Annotated in this window: 22 protein-coding genes; 11 read left to right on the plus strand and 11 right to left on the minus strand. The window is 40.6% G+C overall.

Annotated features, from left to right (window positions below):
• The first annotated feature begins 753 nt into the window (after nucleotides 1-753).
• From cydP to FTU37_RS06325, 6 genes are all read left to right on the plus strand, one after another.
• The gene (gene cydP / locus FTU37_RS06300) at nucleotides 754-945 is read left to right on the plus strand and encodes a cytochrome oxidase putative small subunit CydP (protein WP_078188513.1); all 192 of its coding nucleotides are present in this window, start codon (nucleotides 754-756) and stop codon (nucleotides 943-945) included.
• Nucleotides 945-2,531 carry a cytochrome ubiquinol oxidase subunit I gene (locus FTU37_RS06305; RefSeq protein WP_168378621.1) on the plus strand — a complete coding sequence of 529 codons (1,587 nt, stop codon included), beginning with the start codon at nucleotides 945-947 and terminating at the stop codon, nucleotides 2,529-2,531. The genes cydP and FTU37_RS06305 overlap by 1 nt, the downstream gene beginning before the upstream one ends.
• A complete protein-coding gene (gene cydB / locus FTU37_RS06310) occupies nucleotides 2,528-3,673 on the plus strand; it encodes a cytochrome d ubiquinol oxidase subunit II (RefSeq protein WP_168378622.1) in 1,146 nt (381 codons plus the stop codon). Before FTU37_RS06305 ends, cydB begins: the two co-directional genes overlap by 4 nt.
• 24 nt (nucleotides 3,674-3,697) lie before the next feature.
• Entirely contained in the window at nucleotides 3,698-3,799 is a 102-nt protein-coding gene (gene cydX / locus FTU37_RS06315) for a cytochrome bd-I oxidase subunit CydX (protein WP_002120988.1), read from the plus strand.
• Between the two features lie 3 nt (nucleotides 3,800-3,802).
• Complete coding sequence (locus tag FTU37_RS06320; RefSeq protein WP_078188516.1) at nucleotides 3,803-4,105, plus strand: cyd operon YbgE family protein; 303 nt, start codon at nucleotides 3,803-3,805, stop codon at nucleotides 4,103-4,105.
• Nucleotides 4,106-4,326: 221 nt separating this feature from the next.
• Entirely contained in the window at nucleotides 4,327-4,773 is a 447-nt protein-coding gene (locus FTU37_RS06325) for a hypothetical protein (RefSeq protein ID WP_180124013.1), read from the plus strand.
• Nucleotides 4,774-4,966: 193 nt separating this feature from the next.
• Here FTU37_RS06325 and rodA read toward each other — a convergent pair whose 3' ends face one another.
• From rodA to FTU37_RS06355, 6 genes are all read right to left on the minus strand, one after another.
• A complete protein-coding gene (gene rodA, locus FTU37_RS06330) occupies nucleotides 4,967-6,103 on the minus strand; it encodes a rod shape-determining protein RodA (RefSeq protein ID WP_180124014.1) in 1,137 nt (378 codons plus the stop codon).
• Nucleotides 6,104-6,188: 85 nt separating this feature from the next.
• A complete protein-coding gene (gene ispD / locus FTU37_RS06335) occupies nucleotides 6,189-6,914 on the minus strand; it encodes a 2-C-methyl-D-erythritol 4-phosphate cytidylyltransferase (RefSeq protein ID WP_180124015.1) in 726 nt (241 codons plus the stop codon).
• A complete protein-coding gene (locus FTU37_RS06340) occupies nucleotides 6,877-7,269 on the minus strand; it encodes a septum formation initiator family protein (protein WP_180124043.1) in 393 nt (130 codons plus the stop codon). The genes ispD and FTU37_RS06340 overlap by 38 nt, the downstream gene beginning before the upstream one ends.
• Nucleotides 7,270-7,285: 16 nt before the next feature.
• The gene (gene eno, locus FTU37_RS06345; protein ID WP_078188521.1) at nucleotides 7,286-8,575 is read right to left on the minus strand and encodes a phosphopyruvate hydratase; all 1,290 of its coding nucleotides are present in this window, start codon (nucleotides 8,573-8,575) and stop codon (nucleotides 7,286-7,288) included.
• A 64-nt stretch (nucleotides 8,576-8,639) separates the two neighbouring features.
• Nucleotides 8,640-9,497, minus strand: coding sequence for a 3-deoxy-8-phosphooctulonate synthase (gene kdsA, locus FTU37_RS06350; protein ID WP_180124016.1), 858 nt, complete (start codon nucleotides 9,495-9,497; stop codon nucleotides 8,640-8,642).
• A 31-nt stretch (nucleotides 9,498-9,528) separates the two neighbouring features.
• On the minus strand, nucleotides 9,529-11,169 hold the full coding sequence (locus tag FTU37_RS06355; RefSeq protein ID WP_180026261.1) for a CTP synthase: 1,641 nt from the start codon (nucleotides 11,167-11,169) through the stop codon (nucleotides 9,529-9,531).
• A gap of 229 nt (nucleotides 11,170-11,398) precedes the next feature.
• Between FTU37_RS06355 and FTU37_RS06360 the strand changes: the two genes are divergently transcribed.
• Entirely contained in the window at nucleotides 11,399-11,812 is a 414-nt protein-coding gene (locus FTU37_RS06360) for an internalin (RefSeq protein WP_180026262.1), read from the plus strand.
• A 112-nt stretch (nucleotides 11,813-11,924) separates the two neighbouring features.
• On the opposite strand, the gene FTU37_RS06365 is transcribed toward FTU37_RS06360, so the two are convergent.
• Nucleotides 11,925-12,809 (minus strand): LysR family transcriptional regulator, encoded by an 885-nt coding sequence (locus tag FTU37_RS06365; protein WP_180005111.1) that lies wholly within the window; start codon nucleotides 12,807-12,809, stop codon nucleotides 11,925-11,927.
• A gap of 109 nt (nucleotides 12,810-12,918) precedes the next feature.
• On the opposite strand from FTU37_RS06365, the gene dkgB reads away from it, so the two are divergent.
• Both dkgB and FTU37_RS06375 read left to right on the plus strand, forming a co-directional pair.
• Nucleotides 12,919-13,725 (plus strand): 2,5-didehydrogluconate reductase DkgB, encoded by an 807-nt coding sequence (gene dkgB, locus FTU37_RS06370; protein WP_218950475.1) that lies wholly within the window; start codon nucleotides 12,919-12,921, stop codon nucleotides 13,723-13,725.
• Between the two features lies 1 nt (nucleotide 13,726).
• Entirely contained in the window at nucleotides 13,727-14,902 is a 1,176-nt protein-coding gene (locus FTU37_RS06375) for an MFS transporter (protein ID WP_180124017.1), read from the plus strand.
• Between the two features lie 38 nt (nucleotides 14,903-14,940).
• Here FTU37_RS06375 and FTU37_RS06380 read toward each other — a convergent pair whose 3' ends face one another.
• From FTU37_RS06380 to FTU37_RS06390, 3 genes are all read right to left on the minus strand, one after another.
• The gene (locus FTU37_RS06380; RefSeq protein WP_180124018.1) at nucleotides 14,941-16,032 is read right to left on the minus strand and encodes a YheT family hydrolase; all 1,092 of its coding nucleotides are present in this window, start codon (nucleotides 16,030-16,032) and stop codon (nucleotides 14,941-14,943) included.
• A gap of 203 nt (nucleotides 16,033-16,235) precedes the next feature.
• Nucleotides 16,236-16,640, minus strand: a complete 405-nt coding sequence (locus FTU37_RS06385; protein WP_180026266.1) for a nuclear transport factor 2 family protein — start codon at nucleotides 16,638-16,640, stop codon at nucleotides 16,236-16,238.
• A gap of 122 nt (nucleotides 16,641-16,762) precedes the next feature.
• Nucleotides 16,763-18,787: an NADPH-dependent 2,4-dienoyl-CoA reductase gene (locus tag FTU37_RS06390; RefSeq protein ID WP_180124019.1), complete on the minus strand. Its 2,025-nt coding sequence runs from the start codon at nucleotides 18,785-18,787 to the stop codon at nucleotides 16,763-16,765.
• A gap of 181 nt (nucleotides 18,788-18,968) precedes the next feature.
• Between FTU37_RS06390 and FTU37_RS06395 the strand changes: the two genes are divergently transcribed.
• Nucleotides 18,969-19,508 (plus strand): PadR family transcriptional regulator, encoded by a 540-nt coding sequence (locus tag FTU37_RS06395; protein WP_180049622.1) that lies wholly within the window; start codon nucleotides 18,969-18,971, stop codon nucleotides 19,506-19,508.
• A gap of 25 nt (nucleotides 19,509-19,533) precedes the next feature.
• On the plus strand, nucleotides 19,534-20,442 hold the full coding sequence (locus FTU37_RS06400) for an alpha/beta fold hydrolase (protein ID WP_180124020.1): 909 nt from the start codon (nucleotides 19,534-19,536) through the stop codon (nucleotides 20,440-20,442).
• Between the two features lie 133 nt (nucleotides 20,443-20,575).
• Here the strand turns inward: FTU37_RS06400 and FTU37_RS06405 are convergent, their stop codons facing one another.
• Entirely contained in the window at nucleotides 20,576-21,487 is a 912-nt protein-coding gene (locus FTU37_RS06405; protein WP_078188530.1) for a LysR family transcriptional regulator, read from the minus strand.
• Nucleotides 21,488-21,754: the final 267 nt, after the last annotated feature.

Below are 21,754 nucleotides of genomic sequence, written 5' to 3' on the forward strand. Positions count from 1 at the left end.
TGAGGATCAGAAAGCTTGTTTGAATCGATGTATTTCATCCGCAGATTATGCACGAATGCTAAGAAATCCGGAGTGCAAATATTAACCAAAAAGAAGATCGTTTTTTGATTTATGAAAGAGATCTAATGAAGGTATTTCTGTCAACAAAGCCGTTTTACCATTCTGGGATTACATGCCGAGGACCATAAAGAACGGCTAGGTCTTTACCTTTCAAAAAGTGAAGGTGCTAATGAATGTTCAGCGTATTCACAGATTTGCAGAATAGTGACAGACATTCTGATCGCCTGCATTGATGGACGTAAAAGCTTCCTGAGGCAATTGCTGCGATATGTCCGCAGACAGAAGTTTATACACTGAAGAATGCGGCCCACATCAAAACAAGCCTCAATTTATCATGATATATCTGGGCTTATTCATGATTCGGGTTATTTAATAGCGAGGTGGTGTCGCACTTCAAGACTTAACCTACTTATATTTAATTAGTAAAGATTCTCATTATTCACAATGTAAATTTTAGTAAATATAGTAAATTAGATACATAAGCAATTTAGTCGGGTTTAAAAAGTTTAAATATAAGTATTTTAGTCAGGTATTTAAATAACAGAATTAGTTTATTTTTAAATCATTAAAACGATTAAGTTATTGTATTAAAACACTTTGATAATATATTTTTATTTTAACTGTTCAACCTATTTGCTTTTTGTGTATATTTGTTAATAATATAGTACAAGTTTAAAGAATAGGCTTATCTCCATGAGCTTAAAATTCAAAGATTTAAATCGTCGTGTGGTCAGAGAAATAACCGCAATACTAATAATTAAAGTGATTATTTTAATGATCATTAAGAACATCTGGTTCGACGCCCCTACCATCCCTAAAAACTTTGACAATCAAGTTGCCGAGCATATTGCTGGCAGTCCTTCCCAAATCAAGGAGACACGTTGATGATTTCTGAAAGCGTGGTCGATCTTTCGCGGTTCCAATTTGCAATGACCGCGATGTATCACTTTATTTTTGTTCCGCTGACTTTAGGTCTGGCTTTTATTCTTGCCATTATGGAAACCACCTATGTGATTTCTGGCAAAGAAATTTATAAAGACATGACTAAATTCTGGGGAAAACTCTTCGGTATTAACTTCGCATTAGGTGTTACTACTGGTTTGACCATGGAGTTTCAGTTCGGTACTAACTGGGCGTATTACTCGCACTATGTCGGTGATATTTTCGGTGCACCATTAGCCATTGAAGGTCTGATGGCATTCTTCCTTGAATCAACATTTATTGGTTTATTCTTCTTCGGCTGGGATCGCCTATCCAAAGTTCAGCATTTGGCTGTCACTTGGTTAGTTGCTCTAGGCTCGAACATGTCTGCACTATGGATTTTAGTGGCCAATGGTTGGATGCAAAACCCTGTTGGTTCTGCTTTTAACTATGAAACCATGCGTATGGAAATGGTGGACTTCGGTGCGCTGATTTTCAACCCCGTGGCTCAGGTTAAATTCGTGCATACCGTATCTGCAGGTTATGTGACTGGTGCTATTTTCGTACTGGCAATTTCAAGTTACTACTTATTGAAAAAGCGTGACTTGCCATTTGCGCGTCGCTCATTCGCCATAGCTGCTATCTTTGGTTTAGCGTCTACACTTTCGGTGATCTTACTGGGTGATGAATCTGGTTATGAAATTGGTGACGTACAAAAAACTAAACTAGCTGCGATTGAAGCTGAATGGGACACTCACCCAGCTCCAGCGCCATTTACTTTGTTCGGTATTCCAAATAAAGAAACCATGTCTACTGACTACGCGATCAAAATTCCTTATGTCATGGGGATTATCGCAACACGTTCAACTGATAAAGAAGTGACAGGTATTAAAGACCTGATCGTACAACACGAAGCGCGTATTCGTAACGGTATGGTGGCTTACTCACAGTTAGAACAACTTCGTGCAGGCGATACGTCTCCTGAACTTAAAGCAGCATTTGCTGAGTCTCAAAAAGACTTGGGTTATGGTCTGCTTCTGAAAAAATACACAGACAAAGTGGTCGATGCTTCTGATGATCAAATCAAAGCTGCTGCAAAAGACACTATTCCACATGTTCCAAGCTTGTTCTGGGCATTCCGTGCAATGGTTGCTTCTGGTTTCTTAATGCTCCTTCTGTTCGTACTTGCTACCTTTGCTGTCGGTAAACGTAATGCAGAAAACAAACCTTGGTTATTAAAATTTGCTTTGTTTGCTCTACCATTACCTTGGATTGCTGCACAAACAGGTTGGTATGTTGCCGAAGTTGGTCGTCAACCATGGACTATCGGTGAAGTTCTACCTACACATCTTTCAGCTTCTAGCTTAAGTACAGGTGATGTATGGGGTTCTATCCTTGCATTGGCAGCGTTCTACACTGTACTGCTGATCATTGAAATGTACTTAATGATTAAATTCTCACGCCTTGGCCCAAGTTCTCTACATACTGGTAAATACCATTTTGAGAAACTTGAAGCTGCAAAAAAGGCAAATGAGGAGGCTCAAGCATGATCGAATATGAATTACTCAAAATCATTTGGTGGGTATTAGTCGGTGTCCTACTGATCGGCTTCGCCCTCACCGATGGCTTCGACATGGGCTCAATGGCGATCATGCCATTCGTAGGTAAAAAAGACGAAGAACGTCGTGCGGCAATCAATACGATTGCCCCACACTGGGACGGTAACCAAGTTTGGTTTATTACTGCCGGTGGTGCTCTGTTTGCAGCATGGCCGATGGTATATGCGACTGCATTCTCAGGCATGTACTGGGCACTGTTACTGGTACTCTTCGCCCTTTTCTTACGTCCAGTCGGTTTTGACTACCGTTCTAAACTTGAAAATACCAAATGGCGTAATTCTTGGGACTGGGGTTTAGCAATTGGTGGTGCCGTTCCTGCCCTCGTATTTGGTGTTGCGTTTGGTAATATGTTCCTTGGTGTTCCATTCACTATGGACGAAACTGTTCGCTCGACTTATACAGGGAGCTTCTTTGCACTGCTTAACCCATTCGCTTTAGTTTGCGGTATCGTGAGTTTGTCTATGCTTTGCGCTCACGGTGGTGCATGGCTCATGCTTCGTACAGACGGCGATCTACGCGCACGCTCTGCAAAAGCAACTCAGCTTATGGGTATCGTATTCTTAGTTTGCTTCTTACTGGCAGGCGCATGGTTATACTTCGGTAATATCCAAGGCTACACATTAGCTCAACCGTTTGACACTAATGGCGTTGCAAACCCATTAGCTAAAGAAGTGATCACCAATGCCAACCCAGGTTGGATGAACAATTACAGTACTTATCCAATTACTATGATTGCGCCAATCATGGCTATTTTAGGTGCGCTGATCATCATCCTTGCCGCAGGTAAAGGTAAAGCAGGTTTCAGCTTCCTTGGTTCAAGCTTGGCAGTCATTGGTGCAATCTTAACTGCTGGTTTTGCATTGTTCCCTTTCCTTATGCCATCGAGCATCAACCCAACTGTAAGTTTGACTATGTGGGATGCGGTATCAAGTAAAAATACCCTAACTGTGATGACAGTTGCAGCATGTATTTTTGTCCCACTTATCCTGTGCTACACAACTTGGTGTTACTACAAAATGTGGGGCGTGGTTACTAACAAACATATTGAAGAGAATTCACACAGCCTATACTAAGGCTGTGTCTAAGGAGAAAAGACGATGTGGTATTTTGCTTGGATTCTCGGTATTTTGATGGCATGTTTTGCAGGTGTACTTAGTGCGCTTTATATCGAACATCATCAAGATCTAGATGAGGAATAACAAATGACTGATGCTGCTGTAGAAAAATCACTTGTAGAAAAGAAGCCAAATAAATTTGCAATGGTCATTTCCTGCCTGTTAGCTTTTCCTTTGGCAGCCGTGTTACTTGTACATCCTGCTGCCATGCTGGATGACAATGGTGGATATAGCCATCGAGCGCTGATGTTCATCATGATAGGTATTTCAGGTGGTTTTGTGCATGGTGTGGGTTTTACGCCACACCATTGGTTCTGGAAATGGCTTTTTAGCCCCTTTCTCGCTTGGCCACTTATGCTGTGGGGCTACTACACATGGTTCCTACATTAATTAATATCTAAATAAAGCCCTCAATTGAGGGCTTTATTTTTGATTGAAACTACAAAACAGTTTCAAATCCCACAGATAAATAAAAAAATTCGATCCTAGTTGCACACTTCAGAGTTTGTATGAGCACTAATATGTAAATGAAAGGTATTTAGACTATCGAAACTAGACATTAGGATTTAATATCTAGATCAATAGATATATTAGATATAGGATCTAGTCTTATGAAAATAAAAGGTTTTCTTTTAAACCAAAATCCAATTTTTTTTGATCGAAATGCAAATATATTCAAGAACTTTTCAATGCTAAAAATAGAAAAACTCTGGAGTATGTGTAATAGAAATTTTAGTGATCTTACAAACAAAAACTACGCTGAAGTAATTCAATGTGTCTTTTCTAAATATAAAGTGCAAGAACAAACTTACTCATTTGAATCCACTGGAGGAATATTAGAGTTTGATATTTCATGCTCTATGTATGATTGTTTGGCATATAAAGAAACCAATAGATTCTTCGATGAGTGTGATTGTCCGCCGCCAGAATTTTGGATTGCTTATATTGACGATAAGTTATTTGCTTATATTCCAAAAGAATACTTAGATATAGCAAATTGTGGTGTTGAAATATCTATGAGCGGAAGCTTGCATTGGGTCCAAACATTAGTAGATTAAATTTTATTTCTTTTATGATGCCTTAACTTTAACTATAGATTAAAGCACCACATCACCGAATGAAACTTTTTAATTTATTTGAACATTTCATGACTATTTCAATAGTCAATTTTTCTCAGTTTTATCTAGTCTATTTTAAATCTCAAGCAAAAAAAAACCGGATATAAATCCGGCTTAATGTTATCTATTACACTTAACGATGCGTATGAATCGACATCACAATCCCCATACCTGCAAGCATGGATATGACTGCTGTCCCCCCATAACTCATCAAGGGCAATGGATCGCCTGTTACAGGCAAGATACCACTAACCATACCCGAGTTCAAAAATACAAAGAAGAAGAAAGTTAAGCCCATCGCCCCTGCATAAAGTCGTCCAAAATTATGGAAGCAATTTAGTCCAATAATCAGACAGCGAATAATAATTGCTGTAAACAAACTAAATAAAAGAAATACACCAATAAAGCCAAATTCTTCTGCATAGGTCGACATAATAAAGTCAGTATGATGCTCTGGTAGATAACCCAAGTGCGACTGTGTCCCTTCGGTATAACCTTTCCCCATTAAACCACCTGAACCAATGGCAATTTTAGACTGAATAATGTTCCAACCTGCACCAAGCGCGTCAGATTCAGGGTCAAATAACGTCAGTACACGTTTTTTCTGATATTCCTGTAAAAAAAACATCCAAAGTACAGGTGCTGCAATTGCAAAGGCGGTTAAAGCACCTGCAATTAAACGCCAAGACATACCACTTAAAAATAAAACAAAAATACCCGGAATAATCAAACCGATATTCAAGTCAGGCTGTAAAGCGACCAATGCAAATGGAATCAATAATAAAATTAATGCACCGACAATTTGTAAAAATTTCGGTGGAAAAGGTTTTCGCGCAAAATACCACGCCATCATGAGTGGCATGGCAAATTTCATAAACTCACTCGGCTGCATACTGCCGATACCCGGCAAGCTAATCCAGCGTTTCGCCCCCATCCTTTTTTCACCAATGACCAGAACCAACAACAGTAAAAATATACCGATGGCATATAAGTACGGACTCATAGATTGGTAAACTTTGGGTGGAATTTGCGCACAGATCAACATCACAATAAAGCCCACACCAAAACTTGTGGCTTGGCGTAGTACCATTCCCGAATCTTCCGCGGTCGCACTATAGACAACCATCAGCCCCAATATTGCATTGAGTACCAAGAAGCAAAGTAACCACGGGTCTAAATGAAGTTTAGCCCATCGAGAAGAATCGTGTTTTATACTGCGGCCATCACGTAATGACTGACGTAAAAAACGATACTGTTGAGAAGGGATCATTGCGAAACAGATCTAAAAAGGATGCGGGAATTATAGATTAAAGCGACAGTAAAAATCACTGTCCCTTAAATATTCCTTGAAATAATCATCTATTAACTTGAGACGCTAAAATTAAACGTGCCAATTCCAAGTCATCAGGATAGGTAATTTTAATATTGTCCGAACGACCTTGCACGACATTGACATGCTCACCGACAAATTCTAAGGCACTTGCTTCATCTGTGATGGTCGCACCAGCGGCAAGCGCTTGTTCAATGGCATTTTTAAGCACACCCAATTTGGCAATTTGTGGTGTCTGCGCTTGCCATAAAGTTGAACGATCTACCGTAGTTGATATTTGTGGTGCCGTTTCAACTCGTTTTAAGGTATCGCGTACGGGAATGGCGAGAATCGCACTTTGCTCAGAATCGACTGCCGATTGAACTAAATCTTTTAAACTCAACTGCGAGACACATGGTCGTGCTGCATCATGAACGAACACCCAATCATCATCATTGGCAATCGAAGATAGATATTGCAATGCATTGAGTACAGAATGCACACGCTCTGCACCGCCTAAACAAAAATGAGCCTTCTCTTGATTAGTGAGTGCCAATGTCTGAGCAACATTATCTTGCTCACCTATAGCCAACACATAGCCCGTCAACGGCAATTGGTTGAGACGTGCAACTGTGTGTTCAAGCACAGTTAGACCCGCAATGTTTTGATATTGTTTTAGTTCAGTTTTAGAAAATCGACTTCCTGAACCAGCAGCAGGAATAATAGCCCACAATTTAAGGTTCGGGTGGAAGTTCGGCTGATTCTGACTCATTGGTACGTAGGTCTACTTTTGCGTTTGGATCAATATAAATTGGTTTGTACTGAGTACTGATTGTACTCATTTGTACGAAAGTCTCATGCGGTTTAATTAAACCTAAATCTAGACGAGCATGCTCTTCAATAGCTTCAACGCCATTTTTTAAATCGTATACTTCAGCTGCAAGCACGCGATTTCGTTCTTTTAATTCGTCATTGAGTTCGACTTGTTGTTGTATTTTCTGACTCAGTTGTTGATGTTGATGATAACCACCTTCACCGAACCAGTATAAATATTGAAACCCTGCGATCAAAAAGATCGCAAGGCCCAACAATGCTTTACTCGCTTTGGAGTCAAATACATTTAACATAGATAGCATGATCTGCTTAGTTCAAACCTTTGAACTCAGCTTTACCGCGATATGCAGCATTAGTCAATTCTTCAATACGAAGTAATTGGTTATATTTCGCTACACGGTCAGAACGGCAAAGTGAACCAGTTTTGATTTGACCCGCTGCTGTACCCACTGCAAGATCCGCAATAGTTGAATCTTCAGTTTCACCAGAACGGTGTGAAATTACTGTAGTGTAACCATTTGCTTTCGCAAGGTAGATTGCATCTAGAGTTTCAGTCAAAGTACCGATTTGGTTGTACTTGATCAGGATCGAGTTACCCACTTTTTCGTTGATACCACGTTGAAGAATCTTAGGATTCGTAACGAATAGGTCATCACCAACCAATTGGATTTTGTCGCCAAGGATTGAAGTGAGGTAAGACCAACCTTCCCAATCAGACTCGTCTAAACCATCTTCAATTGAGATGATTGGGTATTGTTTTGCAAAACCAGCAAGGTAGTCAGCAAATTGGTTGCTTGTGAATGCTTTATTGCCTTCACCTGCAAGGATGTATTGACCATCTTTGTAGAATTCTGAAGATGCACAGTCAAGCGCAAGCATAATGTCAGAACCTGCCTTGTAGCCAGTTTTTTCAATTGCTTCAAGAATTACTGTAATTGCTTCTTCGTTAGAACGAAGGTTCGGTGCAAAACCACCTTCATCACCAACTGCAGTATTTAAACCTTGTTTCTTTAAAACTGATTTTAAAGAATGGAAAATTTCAGCACCAGCACGTAAAGCTTCAGAGAATGAAGTGAAGCCAACAGGCTCAATCATAAATTCTTGAATGTCTACGTTGTTGTCTGCATGTGAACCACCATTTAGGATGTTCATCATTGGAACAGGCATAGTCAAAATGCTGTTATTACGAAGGTCTGCGATGTATTGGAAAAGTGGAATTTTCTTTTCGTCAGCAGCAGCGCGTGCAGCAGCTAGCGATACCGCTAAAGTTGCGTTCGCACCTAATTTTTCTTTGTTTTCAGTACCGTCAAGCGCGATCATTGTGTTATCAATGTCTTTTTGTTCGAATACTGATTTACCCAACAATGCATCACGAATTACTGTGTTAACGTTGTTAACCGCAGTTTTAACGCCTTTACCTAAGTAACGAGCTTTGTCACCGTCACGAAGTTCTAAAGCTTCACGAGAACCAGTTGAAGCACCAGATGGTGCACATGCACGGCCTACAACGCCAGAGGCTAAGATTACGTCTGCTTCGATGGTAGGGTTACCACGAGAGTCCAAAATTTCACGTGCACGAATGTCAACGATTTGGCTCATGAACAATTCCTCAGTTGATTAATAAAAATGATGCGTCAAAAGTGACGCATCAATGTGTATCGAATTAGTGTGTGTCTAACTTTGCGAAACCTTTAACCAAGGTATCGAGTTCTTTTAACTGTGCCAAGAAAGGTTCCAACTGTGACATGCGTAGCGCACATGGACCGTCACATTTGGCATTTTCTGGATCTGGATGAGCTTCTAAGAACAAACCTGCTAAACCAGTCGCCATACCTGCAGGTGCCAGTGTCGTGATTTGCGCACGACGACCACCTGCAGAATCCGCACGACCACCCGGCGTTTGAAGCGCATGTGTAACATCAAAGAACACAGGGACATTCATTTCTTTCATGATGTCAAAGCCCAACATATCGACAACTAAGTTGTTGTAACCAAATGCTGAACCACGTTCACAAAGAATCAGTTTGTCATTCCCTGCTTCCAAACACTTATGCAGAATATGACGCATTTCGTGTGGTGCGAGGAACTGTGCTTTTTTGATGTTGATGATGGCATCAGTTTTCGCCATCGCTTCAACAAGGTCAGTCTGACGGCTTAAAAATGCAGGAAGTTGGATAATATCCGCAACCTCAGCAACAGGCGCAGCTTGGTATGGTTCATGTACGTCAGTAATAATCGGCACATTAAAGTGTTTTTTAATGTCAGCTAACCACTCGATTCCTTTTTCCAGGCCTGGGCCACGGAAAGAGTTCAAGCTTGAACGATTGGCTTTATCAAAACTTGCTTTAAACACATACGGAATATCCAAGCGTTTGCAGATATCCACATAGGTTTCAGCAATTTCAAAAGCAAGGTCTTTTGACTCAAGTACGTTCATGCCGCCGAATAGTACAAATGGCAAATGATTTGCCATTTGTATATCGCCTAAACGTACAATTTCCTGTGGTTTTAATTGTGACATTTAAACTCTTCCTGGTTTAGTCAAAAACACATTATTTCGCTTTTTGGTACTGCTTTTTAGCAGCATCAATAAAGCCTGCGAATAATGGGTGTCCATCACGTGGTGAACTTGTAAATTCCGGATGGAATTGTACAGCAATAAACCAAGGATGTTCAGGAATTTCAACAGTTTCAACAAGACGCTGTACTGGAGAATAACCTGAAATCTTCATGCCTTTTTCTTCAAGCACTGGGATATAACGGTTGTTCATTTCATAACGGTGACGGTGACGTTCAACGATCTCTTCAGAACCGTAAACTTGTGCAGTTTTTGTTCCTGCAACCAATTCAGATTTTTGAGCGCCCAGACGCATTGTGCCGCCTAAGTCAGAATCTGCATTACGTTGTTGAACTTCGCCGCGCTCATCTAACCATTCAGTGATTAAACCAATCAATGGTGATTTTGTAGAACGGTTAAATTCAGTTGAAGTTGCATCACTAATACCCGCAACGTTGCGCGCATATTCGATCACAGCCAGCTGCATACCTAAACAGATGCCGAGGAACGGCACACCGTTTTCACGTGCAAAACGAATCGCTTTCATTTTACCTTCTGTACCGCGCTCACCGAAACCGCCCGGAACTAAGATTGCATCCGCGTCTTTTAATACGTCGGTTACATCTTGGCTTTCAAGTTCTTCAGCATTGACGTAGTCGATTTGAACTTTCACACGGTTTTGAATACCCGCATGTAAAAGTGCTTCGTTTACAGATTTATACGCATCTGGAAGTTCAACGTATTTACCAACCATCGCTACACGAACTGTGTATTCAGGGTTCAGTAATGCATCTACAACGTTATCCCAGTCTGTAAGATCAGCTTCTGGAAGATCGTTATAACCAAAACGTTCACAGATTAAATCATCAACGTTTTGTTCATAGAAAGTACGTGGAATTTGGTAAATTGAACGCGCATCTTTACATACCACAACTGCACGTGCTTCAACGTTCGTAAATAACGCAATTTTACGTGTAGTGTCAGCATCAACATCATGCTCTGTACGGCAGATCAGGATGTCTGGTTGAATACCAATCGACAAAAGCTCTTTTACAGAGTGTTGAGTTGGTTTAGTTTTTAATTCAGCAGCTGACTTAATATATGGGAGTAAAGTTAAGTGCATTAACATTGTGCGCTTATGACCTAGTTCGACCATAAGTTGACGTACAGATTCCATGAATGGGAGAGATTCAATGTCACCTACTGTACCGCCAATCTCTACGATCGCAACGTCATAGCCTTCACCTGCGCGAAGAACACGTTCTTTAATATTGTCAGTAATATGTGGAATAACTTGAACTGTACCACCGAGGTAGTCACCACGACGTTCTTTATTCAAGACATCTTGGTACACTCGTCCTGAAGTAAAGTTGTTCAGTTTGGTCATTTTCGCACGACGCAAGAAACGTTCGTAATAACCCAAGTCTAAGTCAGTTTCAGCACCATCCTCTGTGACAAAAACTTCACCGTGTTGGAATGGACTCATAGTCCCTGGATCGACATTAATGTATGGATCCATTTTTACCATGGTTACTTTTAAACCACGGGCTTCTAAAAGCGCAGCCACTGATGCAGCTGAAATACCTTTACCTAGTGATGATACAACACCACCAGTAACGAAAATAAAATGGGTCATTAAGTTTCTCGTACAATGGAGCCTAAATTGGCCTACAATGTTGTGCGATTTTACTTTACTCTGTACCAAGAAAGCAAAGTCATTCCGCATCAATTCATAGAACAATTAACAATTGGCTATTGTAACAGCAATTATCATAAAAATTTAGAGTAAGTTCTTATCATTTCTATATTCTTATTTGCTGTTATAATGCATTTATCCAATCCACACTTTTTTGTTTTGTGTAATTATGAATAAGAAACTTTTAATCTGCGGTGCAATCGCAACAGGTCTACTTCTTACAGCATGTGTAAAAAAAGAAGCACCAAAAGAAGAAGAACAGGAACAGGTTGAAGTTGCAGCATCTGAACCAACAGCATCTGTACCTACACAATTAGAACCAGTTGAAGAACAACCAGTTGTTGAAGAACCGACTCAACAGCAAGTTGAAGTGATTCGTGAAGAAACACCGAATACAACAACTGAAATTCGTCGTGAACCTACTCCTCCTGCAGAAGCTCCAGCTCCAAAAGCAGAAGCACCTAAAGCTGCAGAAAAACCTGCACAAGCTGCTCAACCTAAACAAAACTCAGGTTCTGCACAGTCTGAAGATGACGCCGTAGCTGCTGCCATTGCTGCTGCAACACCAGCCTTAGAGAACTAAGATCGAAGTTTTATCAAACAAATGATCAAAAAAACCCGGCAAAAGTCGGGTTTTTTATTGTTTCTATGTAAATAAAAATCTGTACCCGACGATGCACTGTTTTTTCTCACAACTATTCTTGTAATTTTTCAGCTAAATATTCAATAAATAAACGAACACGTTTCGGTAAATGCTCTTGTTGATAATAGACAGCATGAATAAGCTGTTCATGCGGTTCAATTTGATCGTCTAAAAATTGTACCAATCGCCCTTCTGCAATATCTTTTTCTAACATAAAAATCGAAAGACAAGCGATGCCCATCCCATGAATCGCAAGCTCCCGTAGTGTTTCACCATTTGATGCCTTGATGTTGGGTCGGATCGTCAGGGGCTTCCCTGCGACTTGGAACGGCCAAGTATTCATATGGGTAATTTGACTAAATCCAAGTAAAGCATGTGCTGTTAGCTCATCAGCATTTTGCGGTCGTCCATGCTGCTGAAGATATTCAGGACTCGCCACCAAACACAATCGACTCTTATAGATGAGTTTTGCATGCAAACTTGAATCGTTTAATTTTCCAAAGCGAATTGCGACATCCGCTTTATGCTCTAATAAGTCAATCACTTGATCATGATTCACCAATTCAATCTGTATATGTGGATAACGTGCATTAAATTCTGGAATCAAGGGAACGATCATATGCAGAATAAACGAAATCGCAGAATCGACTCGCACTAACCCCGAAGTATCTGCATCTAATTTCAGCAGAGAATCTTCCGCTTCACTCAAATCATTCAATATCCGCCGTGTTTTAGCTAAAAATAATTGCCCCTCTTGCGTGAGCTTAATTTTGCGGGTTGTTCGTTCCAACAGGGTTACATTTAATTTAGATTCCAGACGCTGTAATGCACGGCTGACACCAGATGCTGTTTGATCCAGTCTTTCTGCTGCTTTGATAATAGAGCCGCTATCTACAATAACAGTAAAAGCCTGCAGCTCCTCAATGGTCGATTTCATTGCATATTCTAATTCGTGATTTTTAATCAATAATATATTCCAAACTCATGCATTTTTCTTCATTAAAATTAGCAGCACAATAGCATCAATTCAAAAAAGAGAATTCCTGATGATTGTTCCTCAATTTGGTGTCGGCACCTTCCGTTTGACAGGTGAAACTGTCATTCACTCAGTTAAAACAGCCTTAGAAGTTGGATATCGTGCTGTAGACACCGCACAAATTTACGCTAATGAAGCAGAAGTAGGCCAAGCACTCCATGAAAGTCAGGTCAATCGAGCTGATATTTTCTTAACCACGAAAATTTGGACTGAAAATTATGCTGCCGACAAACTAATACCCAGTCTAAAAGACAGTTTAATTAAATTGAGGACTGATGCAGTTAACCTTACACTTATTCATTGGCCAGCACCTGCACTTGGAGTCGATATTCCTGAATTAATGGGACATTTACTTGAGGCAAAAAAACAAGGATTGACTGAGCATATTGGTGTATCTAATTTTAATATAGAGCTCACTCAACAAGCCATTGATCACATTGGGCTAGAAAATATTGCAACCAATCAAATTGAACTGAGTCCATATTTACAAAATCAAAACTTGGCCAATTATCTACAAGCGAACAATATAGATGTCACATCCTATATGACTTTGGCCTATGGCAAAGTTTTGCAAGACCCAACGCTGTTAAACATCGCGACCGAACACCAAGCTACTTCAGCTCAAATTGCACTCGCATGGGCACTGCAAAAAGGTTATGCCGTGATTCCATCTTCAACCAAACCTGAACATTTAATCAGTAATTTAAAAGCTCAAGAGATTCATTTAACACCTGAACAGATGCAGGCCATTGCCACACTCGACAGAAATGCGCGTGAAGTGAACCCACCTGAACTTGCTCCAGTTTGGGATATTTAATATGAAATTCAATTTTCCATTAATTGCATTAGCCGTAGGTGCTTTTGCAATTGGCACAACAGAATTTTCACCGATGGGTTTTTTGCCTGAAATCGCAGCAGATTTATCGGTATCTATTCCTCAAGCGGGCTTACTGATTAGTGCCTATGCCGTTGGCGTCATGATTGGTGCCCCATTGATGACCTTATGGTTAGCACGTTTTCCAAAACGTACATCACTCATGTTATTAATGACAATTTTCACCCTTGGCAATCTGCTTGCCACAGTTGCGCCAGATTATTTAGGTTTAATGGCTGCGCGTTTAGTGACGAGTTTGAACCACGGCGCCTTTTTTGGCTTAGGCTCTGTCGTCGCAGCAAGTGTTGTTCCAAAAGATAAACAAGCCAGTGCCGTTGCTATGATGTTTATGGGCTTGACCATTGCCAATATTGGCGGCGTGCCACTCGCAACATGGGTGGGGCAAAATATCGGTTGGCGTATGTCTTTTGCAGCCATTACCTTACTGGGCATTATCACCATGTTGGCATTATGGAAAGCACTGCCCCATCAGCAACAGACCGAAAAACCTGATGTACGAGCAGAGTTAAAAGTATTAACACGCATGCCTGTTGTTTTAGCACTGCTGACCACAGTCATGAGTGCTGGAGCTATGTTCGCGCTATATACTTATATCGCACCGAGCTTAAAAGTCTTTACCCATGCAAGCCCTGAGCTTATCACTTTCATGTTGGTCTTAATCGGGATCGGATTTTCAATTGGTAACCATTTCGGTGGTAAGTTTGCAGATCAATCCTTAGATAAAACCTTGATTGGCTTTTTAGTCTTACTCATGCTGATGATGCTGTTATTTCCAATTTTAGCAACATCCACCATTGGCGCGGCGATTGCATTAATCATCTGGGGAGCAGCAGCCTTTGCCGTTGTACCACCTTTACAAATGCGTGTTATGACAGTCGCTCACGATGCACCAGGCCTCGCTTCTTCAGTGAATATTGGTGCATTTAATCTTGGAAATGCTTTGGGCGCTGTTGCTGGTGCCGCAGTGCTAAATCTCAACCTAAGCTATGCTGCAGTATCTTATACAGGAGCGACATTGAGTGCTATAGCGTTGATTTTAGTATTGATACAGATGAAGCTTAAACCTCAAACAACTGCATGTTGCGCACAAGCCGAGTAACACACACTTAAAATAGCCTATCCAAAGTAGGCTATTTTTTAGTTCGCATATAACTTTAAAAAATCTGCCATCAATTTGGTTGCCCATGAATGGGTATCAACAAGACCTTCATAATAACCACAGTGACTGCCTTTTTTGGTGGTCACCACCACCACATTCGGCAAAGAACGAATTAATTCTTTATAGGGCTCAAAGTTTTGAATGTGGCAAATAGGATCGTCTTCGGCATTTAAAATCATCAAAGGAATTTTAAGATTTTCAAATACATAAATTGGGTTGGTGGATTTGGCATAACTTTCATAATCAGTAAAACCCGCCATTTGAAAATATGTACGTTCAAACTGCGCCAGATCTTTACTTTTTAGGACTTCAATTATAGATGGAGTCGTTGACCATGTTGCAGAATAGGGTTCTACAAATTTCTGAAAGAGCTTCTTGGTCATCATTTTACTGTAAAAAGGATGGACATTTTTAAAGCCAAGCTCGGTGTCATAGCCCGGACATAAAGCAAAAGCCGCTTTAAGTGGTGTTTCCTCACCTTGTTCGCCTAAATAGCGGACCAATAACCCCGTTCCTGCAGATGAACCGACGCCAAATAAATTCGATTCGGGAAATTTCTGCTGAATAAAGGCAATCTGTTCACGCAGGTCATCGGTTGAACCAAATAAGTTTATTTTGGCAACAGGCATAGGTAAATTGGCATGACCACGTCTTAAACACAGTGCAATGCGCCAACCTGTATATAGATGAAGATCCCGAACCACTTCTCGCATACTTTCAGGCGTTCCCGTAATCGTATGCATGAGCACCACAGTTGGCACAGCCGCAGGTAAATCTAAACCTAACCATGCAATGGCTGTGATTCCACCATCAGCCATGGTTAGCTGCTCTATGGCGTCGTATTTGAGCTTTACTTGCTGCTTTTTAATGACATCAAAATACAGTAAATGTGCATGGGTATTCGACAGCCAAGGCGTAGGACGATATTTTTCATGTAGTTGCTTTAACTTCGGCAGCACATGTTGCATTTGCCCTTCAGGATGATAATAAAGCTGTGGTAATTCTGCACCGATGGCATGATCTACAAAATTTAAAAGAGCCTGACGCCCTTTATGAATCACATTATTCATTGACCTTACCTTCACCTCGCTTCGCACTACAGCAAATCATTTCAATCTTTTCACTTTGACCAACAAGGCCCATTAAACAAACGTATCTACAAAACCATATCTCGCTAGCAATATTTGTTTGCTTAAGCCTCATAAGCAAAAAGCATGACAATATCCATCATGCTTTTTATCATTCTGTGATGAGCATTTTAAAAACAGCAGAGTTAAGGCTGATATTGCATAATGCGCTCACCCATTTTCGCCGCCAATGCTTCCAAGCCACTTTTCGGACGGAGCATGACTTCAAAATCAATCATCTGTCCTTGTTCATTAAACTGAATCATGTCGATCCCTTTTAACTTTTTCTCGCCAACATTGGCAGAAAACTCAAGAACCACGTTCAAACCATCTTCTGTATAAAACTCACGGTGATAGGTAAAATTTTCAAAAATTTGAATCACATTGGTCAAAATAAAAGTCACCACTGGCTTACCCGGATAAGGGTTAAACGCGACGGGTGAACGAAACACCACATCTTCTGCCAATAGTTCATTTAAAATATTCATATCCCGTGTGTTGAGCATTTCGTGCCAACGTGCAACAGATTTTTTAGTTGTTTCAATGGTCATGTTTGTGTCCTTTTTTTGTTGATGAATCATTTCCCTCTCCGCATCCTCCCCCCAAAGGGAGAGGAAGCACGACAACTGCATATTAAATTGAATGAAGTTGTCGTGGTTTAGTATGAGGCTGATTAAATCACCGCAGCCAAATCTGCACCTTGACGAATGGCACGTTTAGCATCCAACTCACCGGCTTCTTTCGCACCTCCAATCAAATGCACATTTTTGCCATCTGCTTGTAGCTGTTCATACATCGCGGTATAGGATTCCTGACCTGCACAAATCACCACATGATCAACATCTAAAATACGTGGTTGACCATCAACGGTAATATGCAAACCTTGATCATCAATTTTGTCGTAGCTTGCACCCGCAATCATTTTCACATCGCGGTGTTTCAAACCTGTACGGTGAATCCACCCCGTGGTTTTACCTAAGCCAGCACCAACCGATTTAGCCTTACGTTGCAATAAATACACTTCACGCGGCGATTCTTCGACGTCTGGATGTTTCAAGCCACCGACTTGCGCATAAGTGGTATCAATTCCCCATTCATCATAAAATTTCTCAGGATTGAGGCTACCGCTCTCACCTTCATGCGTTAAATATTCAGCCGTATCGAAACCAATACCGCCTGCACCAATGATCGCTACACGTTTGCCCACAGGTTGACGTTCACGTAAAACCTGTAAATAACTCAATACTTTTGGATGATCAATACCATCTATATCTAACTGACGCGGCGTTACACCCGTCGCCACCACGATGTCATCAAAATCAGACTGAGCTAATTCTTCATACGTTGCCGTATGGTTCAGTACCAATTTAATCTGAGGCAATAGTTCTATTTTGCGTTTGAAATAACGCAGCGTTTCATAAAACTCTTCTTTACCAGGAATCGTTTTCGCGATATTGAACTGCCCACCAATTTGGCTCGATGCTTCAAAAATAGTTATGTTATGACCACGCTCTGCAGCATAAGTTGCAAAGCTTAAACCCGCAGGTCCCGCACCAATCACAGCAATATTTTTCACCTGTGCAGATTCTTTAAAAATCAGTTCAGTTTCATAGCAAGCTTGAGGGTTAACCAAACATGTTGCAATTTTCATCGAAAAAATATGATCTAGGCAGGCTTGGTTACAACCAATACAGGTATTAATTTCATCACTACGACCTTGTTCTGCTTTTTCCACAAAACGTGGGTCAGCCAGCATTGGACGTGCCATGGACACCATATCTGCATCACCCGAAGCAAGTACGTGCTCAGCCATTTCAGGGGTATTGATACGGTTTGAGGTGATTAAAGGAACATTCACTATACCTTTTAATTTCTTGGTCACCCATGTAAATGCAGCACGTGGCACTTTGGTTGCAATGGTCGGAATACGTGCTTCGTGCCAACCAATACCGGTATTGATAATGGTTGCACCGGCTTTTTCAATCGCTTTTGCAAGTTGCACAACTTCTTCGAAAGTCGAACCGCCTTCAACCAAATCCAACATAGAAAGACGGTAAATAATAATAAAATTTTCACCGACTAATTCACGCGTACGACGCACGATCTCAATTGGAAAACGAATCCGGTTTTCATAACTGCCACCCCATTCATCATCACGGTGGTTGGTACGTGCAGCAATAAACTCATTAATTAAATAACCTTCTGACCCCATGACCTCTACACCATCATAACCCGCTGTCTGTGCTAACTGAGCACATTTGGCAAAATCATTGATTGTGCGTTCGACGTCTGCTGTGCTTAAAGCTTGCGGTTTTACTGGGTTAATTGGTGCTTGAATAGATGAAGGTGCAACATTATTGGCCTGATACGAGTAACGACCTGTATGCAAAATCTGCATCGCAATTTTACCGCCAGCATCATGTACCGCCTGCGTAATCACTTTATGTTTTTCTGCTTCTTCTAAAGAGTCTAATTTTGAACCACCAGCAAATGTCACACCATCATCATTGGGAGAAATACCACCAGTTACAATCAGACCTACACCACCTTTCGCACGCTCAGCGTAAAAAGCTGCCATGCGTTCATAGCCACCCGGTGCTTCTTCAAGGCCGATATGCATAGAACCCATCAATACACGGTTCTTTAGCGTTGTAAAACCTAAATCTAGTGGTGCCAATAAATTTGGATAATTTGACATTTTTTCTCCTTAGCGTGCTGAAAAGCTGGCTTTTTTTATCTTCGCTTGTATACGAGCTTTCTATTTACATCTACGCATACAAGATTTTTGCAACTTGTTGCACTAATTTATATGCGAGATTTGATTTTTATGCAACATGTTGCATAATAAAAAGTACAAAACTATTTTGACTGAGCCATATATGTCTTTAGCCCATGTTTTACTCACGAGCTTACTTGAAAAACCGAGTACAGGAATTGACCTTGCACGCCGTTTTGACCGCTCTATGGGCTTTTTTTGGAATGCAACACATCAGCAAATCTACCGTGAACTCAATGGCATGCTGCAAAAAGGCTGGATCAGCACCATTGAAGATGAGCACAGTACAACCCGTAAAAAAACCTACCAAGTTGAACAGCTTGGACGTGTTGAATTAGCCAATTGGATGGTTGAGCAAAGCCCTCCGGCTCAATTACGTGAAGAGTTGATGGTTCGTTTACGTGCAGAAGCTCAGCTGGGTACAAATGGCGTATTACCCGAATTAGAGCGCCATCTAGACATTCACAAAGAAAAACTAAAAGTGTACCAGTCTATTTTTGCAAAAGACTTTGCACATGCGCATGATGAAGACCGTACTTTGTACATTCATAAAATGATTTTACAGCTTGGGATAGATTTGGAAATCGGTTGGATCAAATGGCTCGAAACCATCATTCCACAGTTGCATAAATTTAATCGCTAAAACAAAAAAATAAATAGGAAGCCGCATGCCACACTATACAATGCCCGATCAGCAACAACTGTATGTTCGTGAATATGGTCAAGGAGAACCCATTCTGGTTTTATCGGGGCTGGGCATGCAAAGTTGGCAATGGCATCCTTTTCTATATCAACACCGAAAGCATTTTAAATTTATCATTCCAGACTGGCGTGGATTTGGCGGCTCTAAACTTTGTCAAATTCCAAATATGGACATCATTTCAAGCCATTGGCGAGATATTGACAGCTTAGTTTCCCAGCTCGGTTACGATAAAATCACGGTGATTGCCTACTCCATGGGGGCAACGACCACCATGCACGGTTTAAAATACGGTCAGTTTGCTGAAAAAATTAAACGTTATTTACACATCGATCAAACCCCTAAAATACGAGTAGATGCAGATTGGCAATATGGTTTATATGGCAAACGTCACACTGAGTTTTTAAGTATTTTAGAAGACATCTCGAAGGTACTTGCAATCAACCTCTCTGTGCCATTTGCACAGCAGATGAATAAACATGACCGTCAAGGTCTGGTCGACGCTTGGTTAAGGTTCATAGACTTACAAAATAGCAATCCATATGCATTATCCGCTTTCCGTTTTGCATACCAACAACCGACGTTACAGAAGCTGATGTTACCCTCACAAAGTGTGGCCTATTTATATTGGTATATTCAAAATTATCTGAACCATACTGAAGATTATCGTGAAGCCATTGCAGCACTCACCGCACCAACAACTTTTTTCACAGGGGCAAAATCGATCCTCTACCCTGCTCAAGGTCAAAAAATTATTGCTGACAGTCTAGCCAATGCAGAGCAGATTATTTTTAAAAAATCGGGACACACGCCATTACTCAGTGAACCGGTCAAATTTAGCCGTGAAATCACCAAGTTCTTAAAACAAGCGCTCTAATAAGACTGAATAAAAAAATAGGCTCATTACTTTTCAAGATTGAACCTATTTTTTTATATACAGGATGTTTTACTTAATAGGTAACTTAAAAATTAATTTCAAAATCAAATTGTTTTTAATGTTAAAACAAGTGTTAGAAAACCCGACGATCGTATTCAATTGCTTCCAAATCATACACTTGGTAGACGCAGTCAAATAAAGGACGCGCCAATTCGCCTTCATCATCATTCCGCACGATCAAATAAATTTGGCTAATGGCAGCACTATCCGATAATTTCACATAATTCACATGCCTAAACTGCATAATTTGTACAGATTCAGGAACAATACAAATGCCTTCGCCTGCGGCAACCATGCCTAGTGATTGCTGCAAATCTGCTTGGGTGTTAAAGCGTTTCGGCTCCATACCATATTCTAAAAACAACGACTTGATCAGCGTTGCATAACTTTGACCATCCGTTGCTGGATAGATAAAAATCTGCTCATCTTTGAGATTATTTAATGCAATCTGCTGCTGTGAAGATAAAGGATGGCTCGAATGCACCGCAACAATTAGCGGCTCTTCACGCAATAGCACACGTTTAACCGCCTGATCCGACACACGAACTCGGCTAAAACATGCATCAACCCGACCTTCTTTTAATGCCTGAATCTGATCAACTGCACTCAGTTCGATTAAATTTACATTTAAGTGTGGGTATTGCTGGCGGAACAAATAAACAATTCGAGGTAATAAACCACAGAGTAACGAACCGCCATAGCCAATATTAATAGTACGTTCAGTGGCACTGGCCCGCTGCGTAATGAGCTTAATCTCTTCTGCATTGGAGAGTAATTTCACGGCTTGCTGATAAAAGAAACGGCCGATGGTGGTGGTTCTTAAAGGACGGCTGCCACGCTCAAAAAGCTGTGCACCCAACTCTTCTTCTAAATTTTGAATTTGACGACTTAAAGGAGGTTGAGCAATAAATAGCTTTTCAGCAGCCTTCGTAAAACTCTGTTCTTCTACAACGGCGACAAAGTAACGTAAATGTCTTAATTCCATGACATTGTCCTTTAATGTCGAATTTCTTTCATAATGGTCTTTTATTTGAATATATCAGGACGACACTCAAATCACATCCTTCAAATTCGGTTATTTAAAAGATGTATATACCACATTTATTGTTTGGTCATGCTAATGTGAAACGATTACAAGGTTAACCCGACTTTAGTCTTGGCAATTTTGCTCAACCTTCTCACATGAAAAACTACAAAACGTGATTGACTTCATGAAACAATTCAAGTTAATTAGCAAAATCGTTGCAAATAT

Origin of the sequence: Acinetobacter sp. YH12097 (genome assembly GCF_013419225.1) — a bacterium.
Lineage (GTDB): Bacteria > Pseudomonadota > Gammaproteobacteria > Pseudomonadales > Moraxellaceae > Acinetobacter > Acinetobacter amyesii.

Bases quoted from the DNA above. Each gene is read 5' to 3' on its own strand.
- FTU37_RS06360 (WP_180026262.1), top strand. From the start codon at position 11,399: ATGAATAAGAAACTTTTAATCTGCGGTGCAATCGCAACAGGTCTACTT.
- eno (WP_078188521.1), bottom strand. From the start codon at position 8,575: ATGAGCCAAATCGTTGACATTCGTGCACGTGAAATTTTGGACTCTCGT.
- FTU37_RS06380 (WP_180124018.1), bottom strand. From the start codon at position 16,032: ATGAATAATGTGATTCATAAAGGGCGTCAGGCTCTTTTAAATTTTGTA.
- FTU37_RS06325 (WP_180124013.1), top strand. From the start codon at position 4,327: ATGAAAATAAAAGGTTTTCTTTTAAACCAAAATCCAATTTTTTTTGAT.
- cydP (WP_078188513.1), top strand. From the start codon at position 754: ATGAGCTTAAAATTCAAAGATTTAAATCGTCGTGTGGTCAGAGAAATA.
- rodA (WP_180124014.1), bottom strand. From the start codon at position 6,103: ATGATCCCTTCTCAACAGTATCGTTTTTTACGTCAGTCATTACGTGAT.
- FTU37_RS06385 (WP_180026266.1), bottom strand. From the start codon at position 16,640: ATGACCATTGAAACAACTAAAAAATCTGTTGCACGTTGGCACGAAATG.
- FTU37_RS06375 (WP_180124017.1), top strand. From the start codon at position 13,727: ATGAAATTCAATTTTCCATTAATTGCATTAGCCGTAGGTGCTTTTGCA.
- ispD (WP_180124015.1), bottom strand. From the start codon at position 6,914: ATGAGTCAGAATCAGCCGAACTTCCACCCGAACCTTAAATTGTGGGCT.
- FTU37_RS06355 (WP_180026261.1), bottom strand. From the start codon at position 11,169: ATGACCCATTTTATTTTCGTTACTGGTGGTGTTGTATCATCACTAGGT.
- FTU37_RS06395 (WP_180049622.1), top strand. From the start codon at position 18,969: ATGTCTTTAGCCCATGTTTTACTCACGAGCTTACTTGAAAAACCGAGT.
- cydX (WP_002120988.1), top strand. From the start codon at position 3,698: ATGTGGTATTTTGCTTGGATTCTCGGTATTTTGATGGCATGTTTTGCA.
- FTU37_RS06390 (WP_180124019.1), bottom strand. From the start codon at position 18,787: ATGTCAAATTATCCAAATTTATTGGCACCACTAGATTTAGGTTTTACA.
- FTU37_RS06365 (WP_180005111.1), bottom strand. From the start codon at position 12,809: ATGAAATCGACCATTGAGGAGCTGCAGGCTTTTACTGTTATTGTAGAT.
- FTU37_RS06405 (WP_078188530.1), bottom strand. From the start codon at position 21,487: ATGGAATTAAGACATTTACGTTACTTTGTCGCCGTTGTAGAAGAACAG.
- FTU37_RS06400 (WP_180124020.1), top strand. From the start codon at position 19,534: ATGCCACACTATACAATGCCCGATCAGCAACAACTGTATGTTCGTGAA.
- dkgB (WP_218950475.1), top strand. From the start codon at position 12,919: ATGATTGTTCCTCAATTTGGTGTCGGCACCTTCCGTTTGACAGGTGAA.
- FTU37_RS06320 (WP_078188516.1), top strand. From the start codon at position 3,803: ATGACTGATGCTGCTGTAGAAAAATCACTTGTAGAAAAGAAGCCAAAT.
- cydB (WP_168378622.1), top strand. From the start codon at position 2,528: ATGATCGAATATGAATTACTCAAAATCATTTGGTGGGTATTAGTCGGT.
- FTU37_RS06305 (WP_168378621.1), top strand. From the start codon at position 945: ATGATTTCTGAAAGCGTGGTCGATCTTTCGCGGTTCCAATTTGCAATG.
- FTU37_RS06340 (WP_180124043.1), bottom strand. From the start codon at position 7,269: ATGTTAAATGTATTTGACTCCAAAGCGAGTAAAGCATTGTTGGGCCTT.
- kdsA (WP_180124016.1), bottom strand. From the start codon at position 9,497: ATGTCACAATTAAAACCACAGGAAATTGTACGTTTAGGCGATATACAA.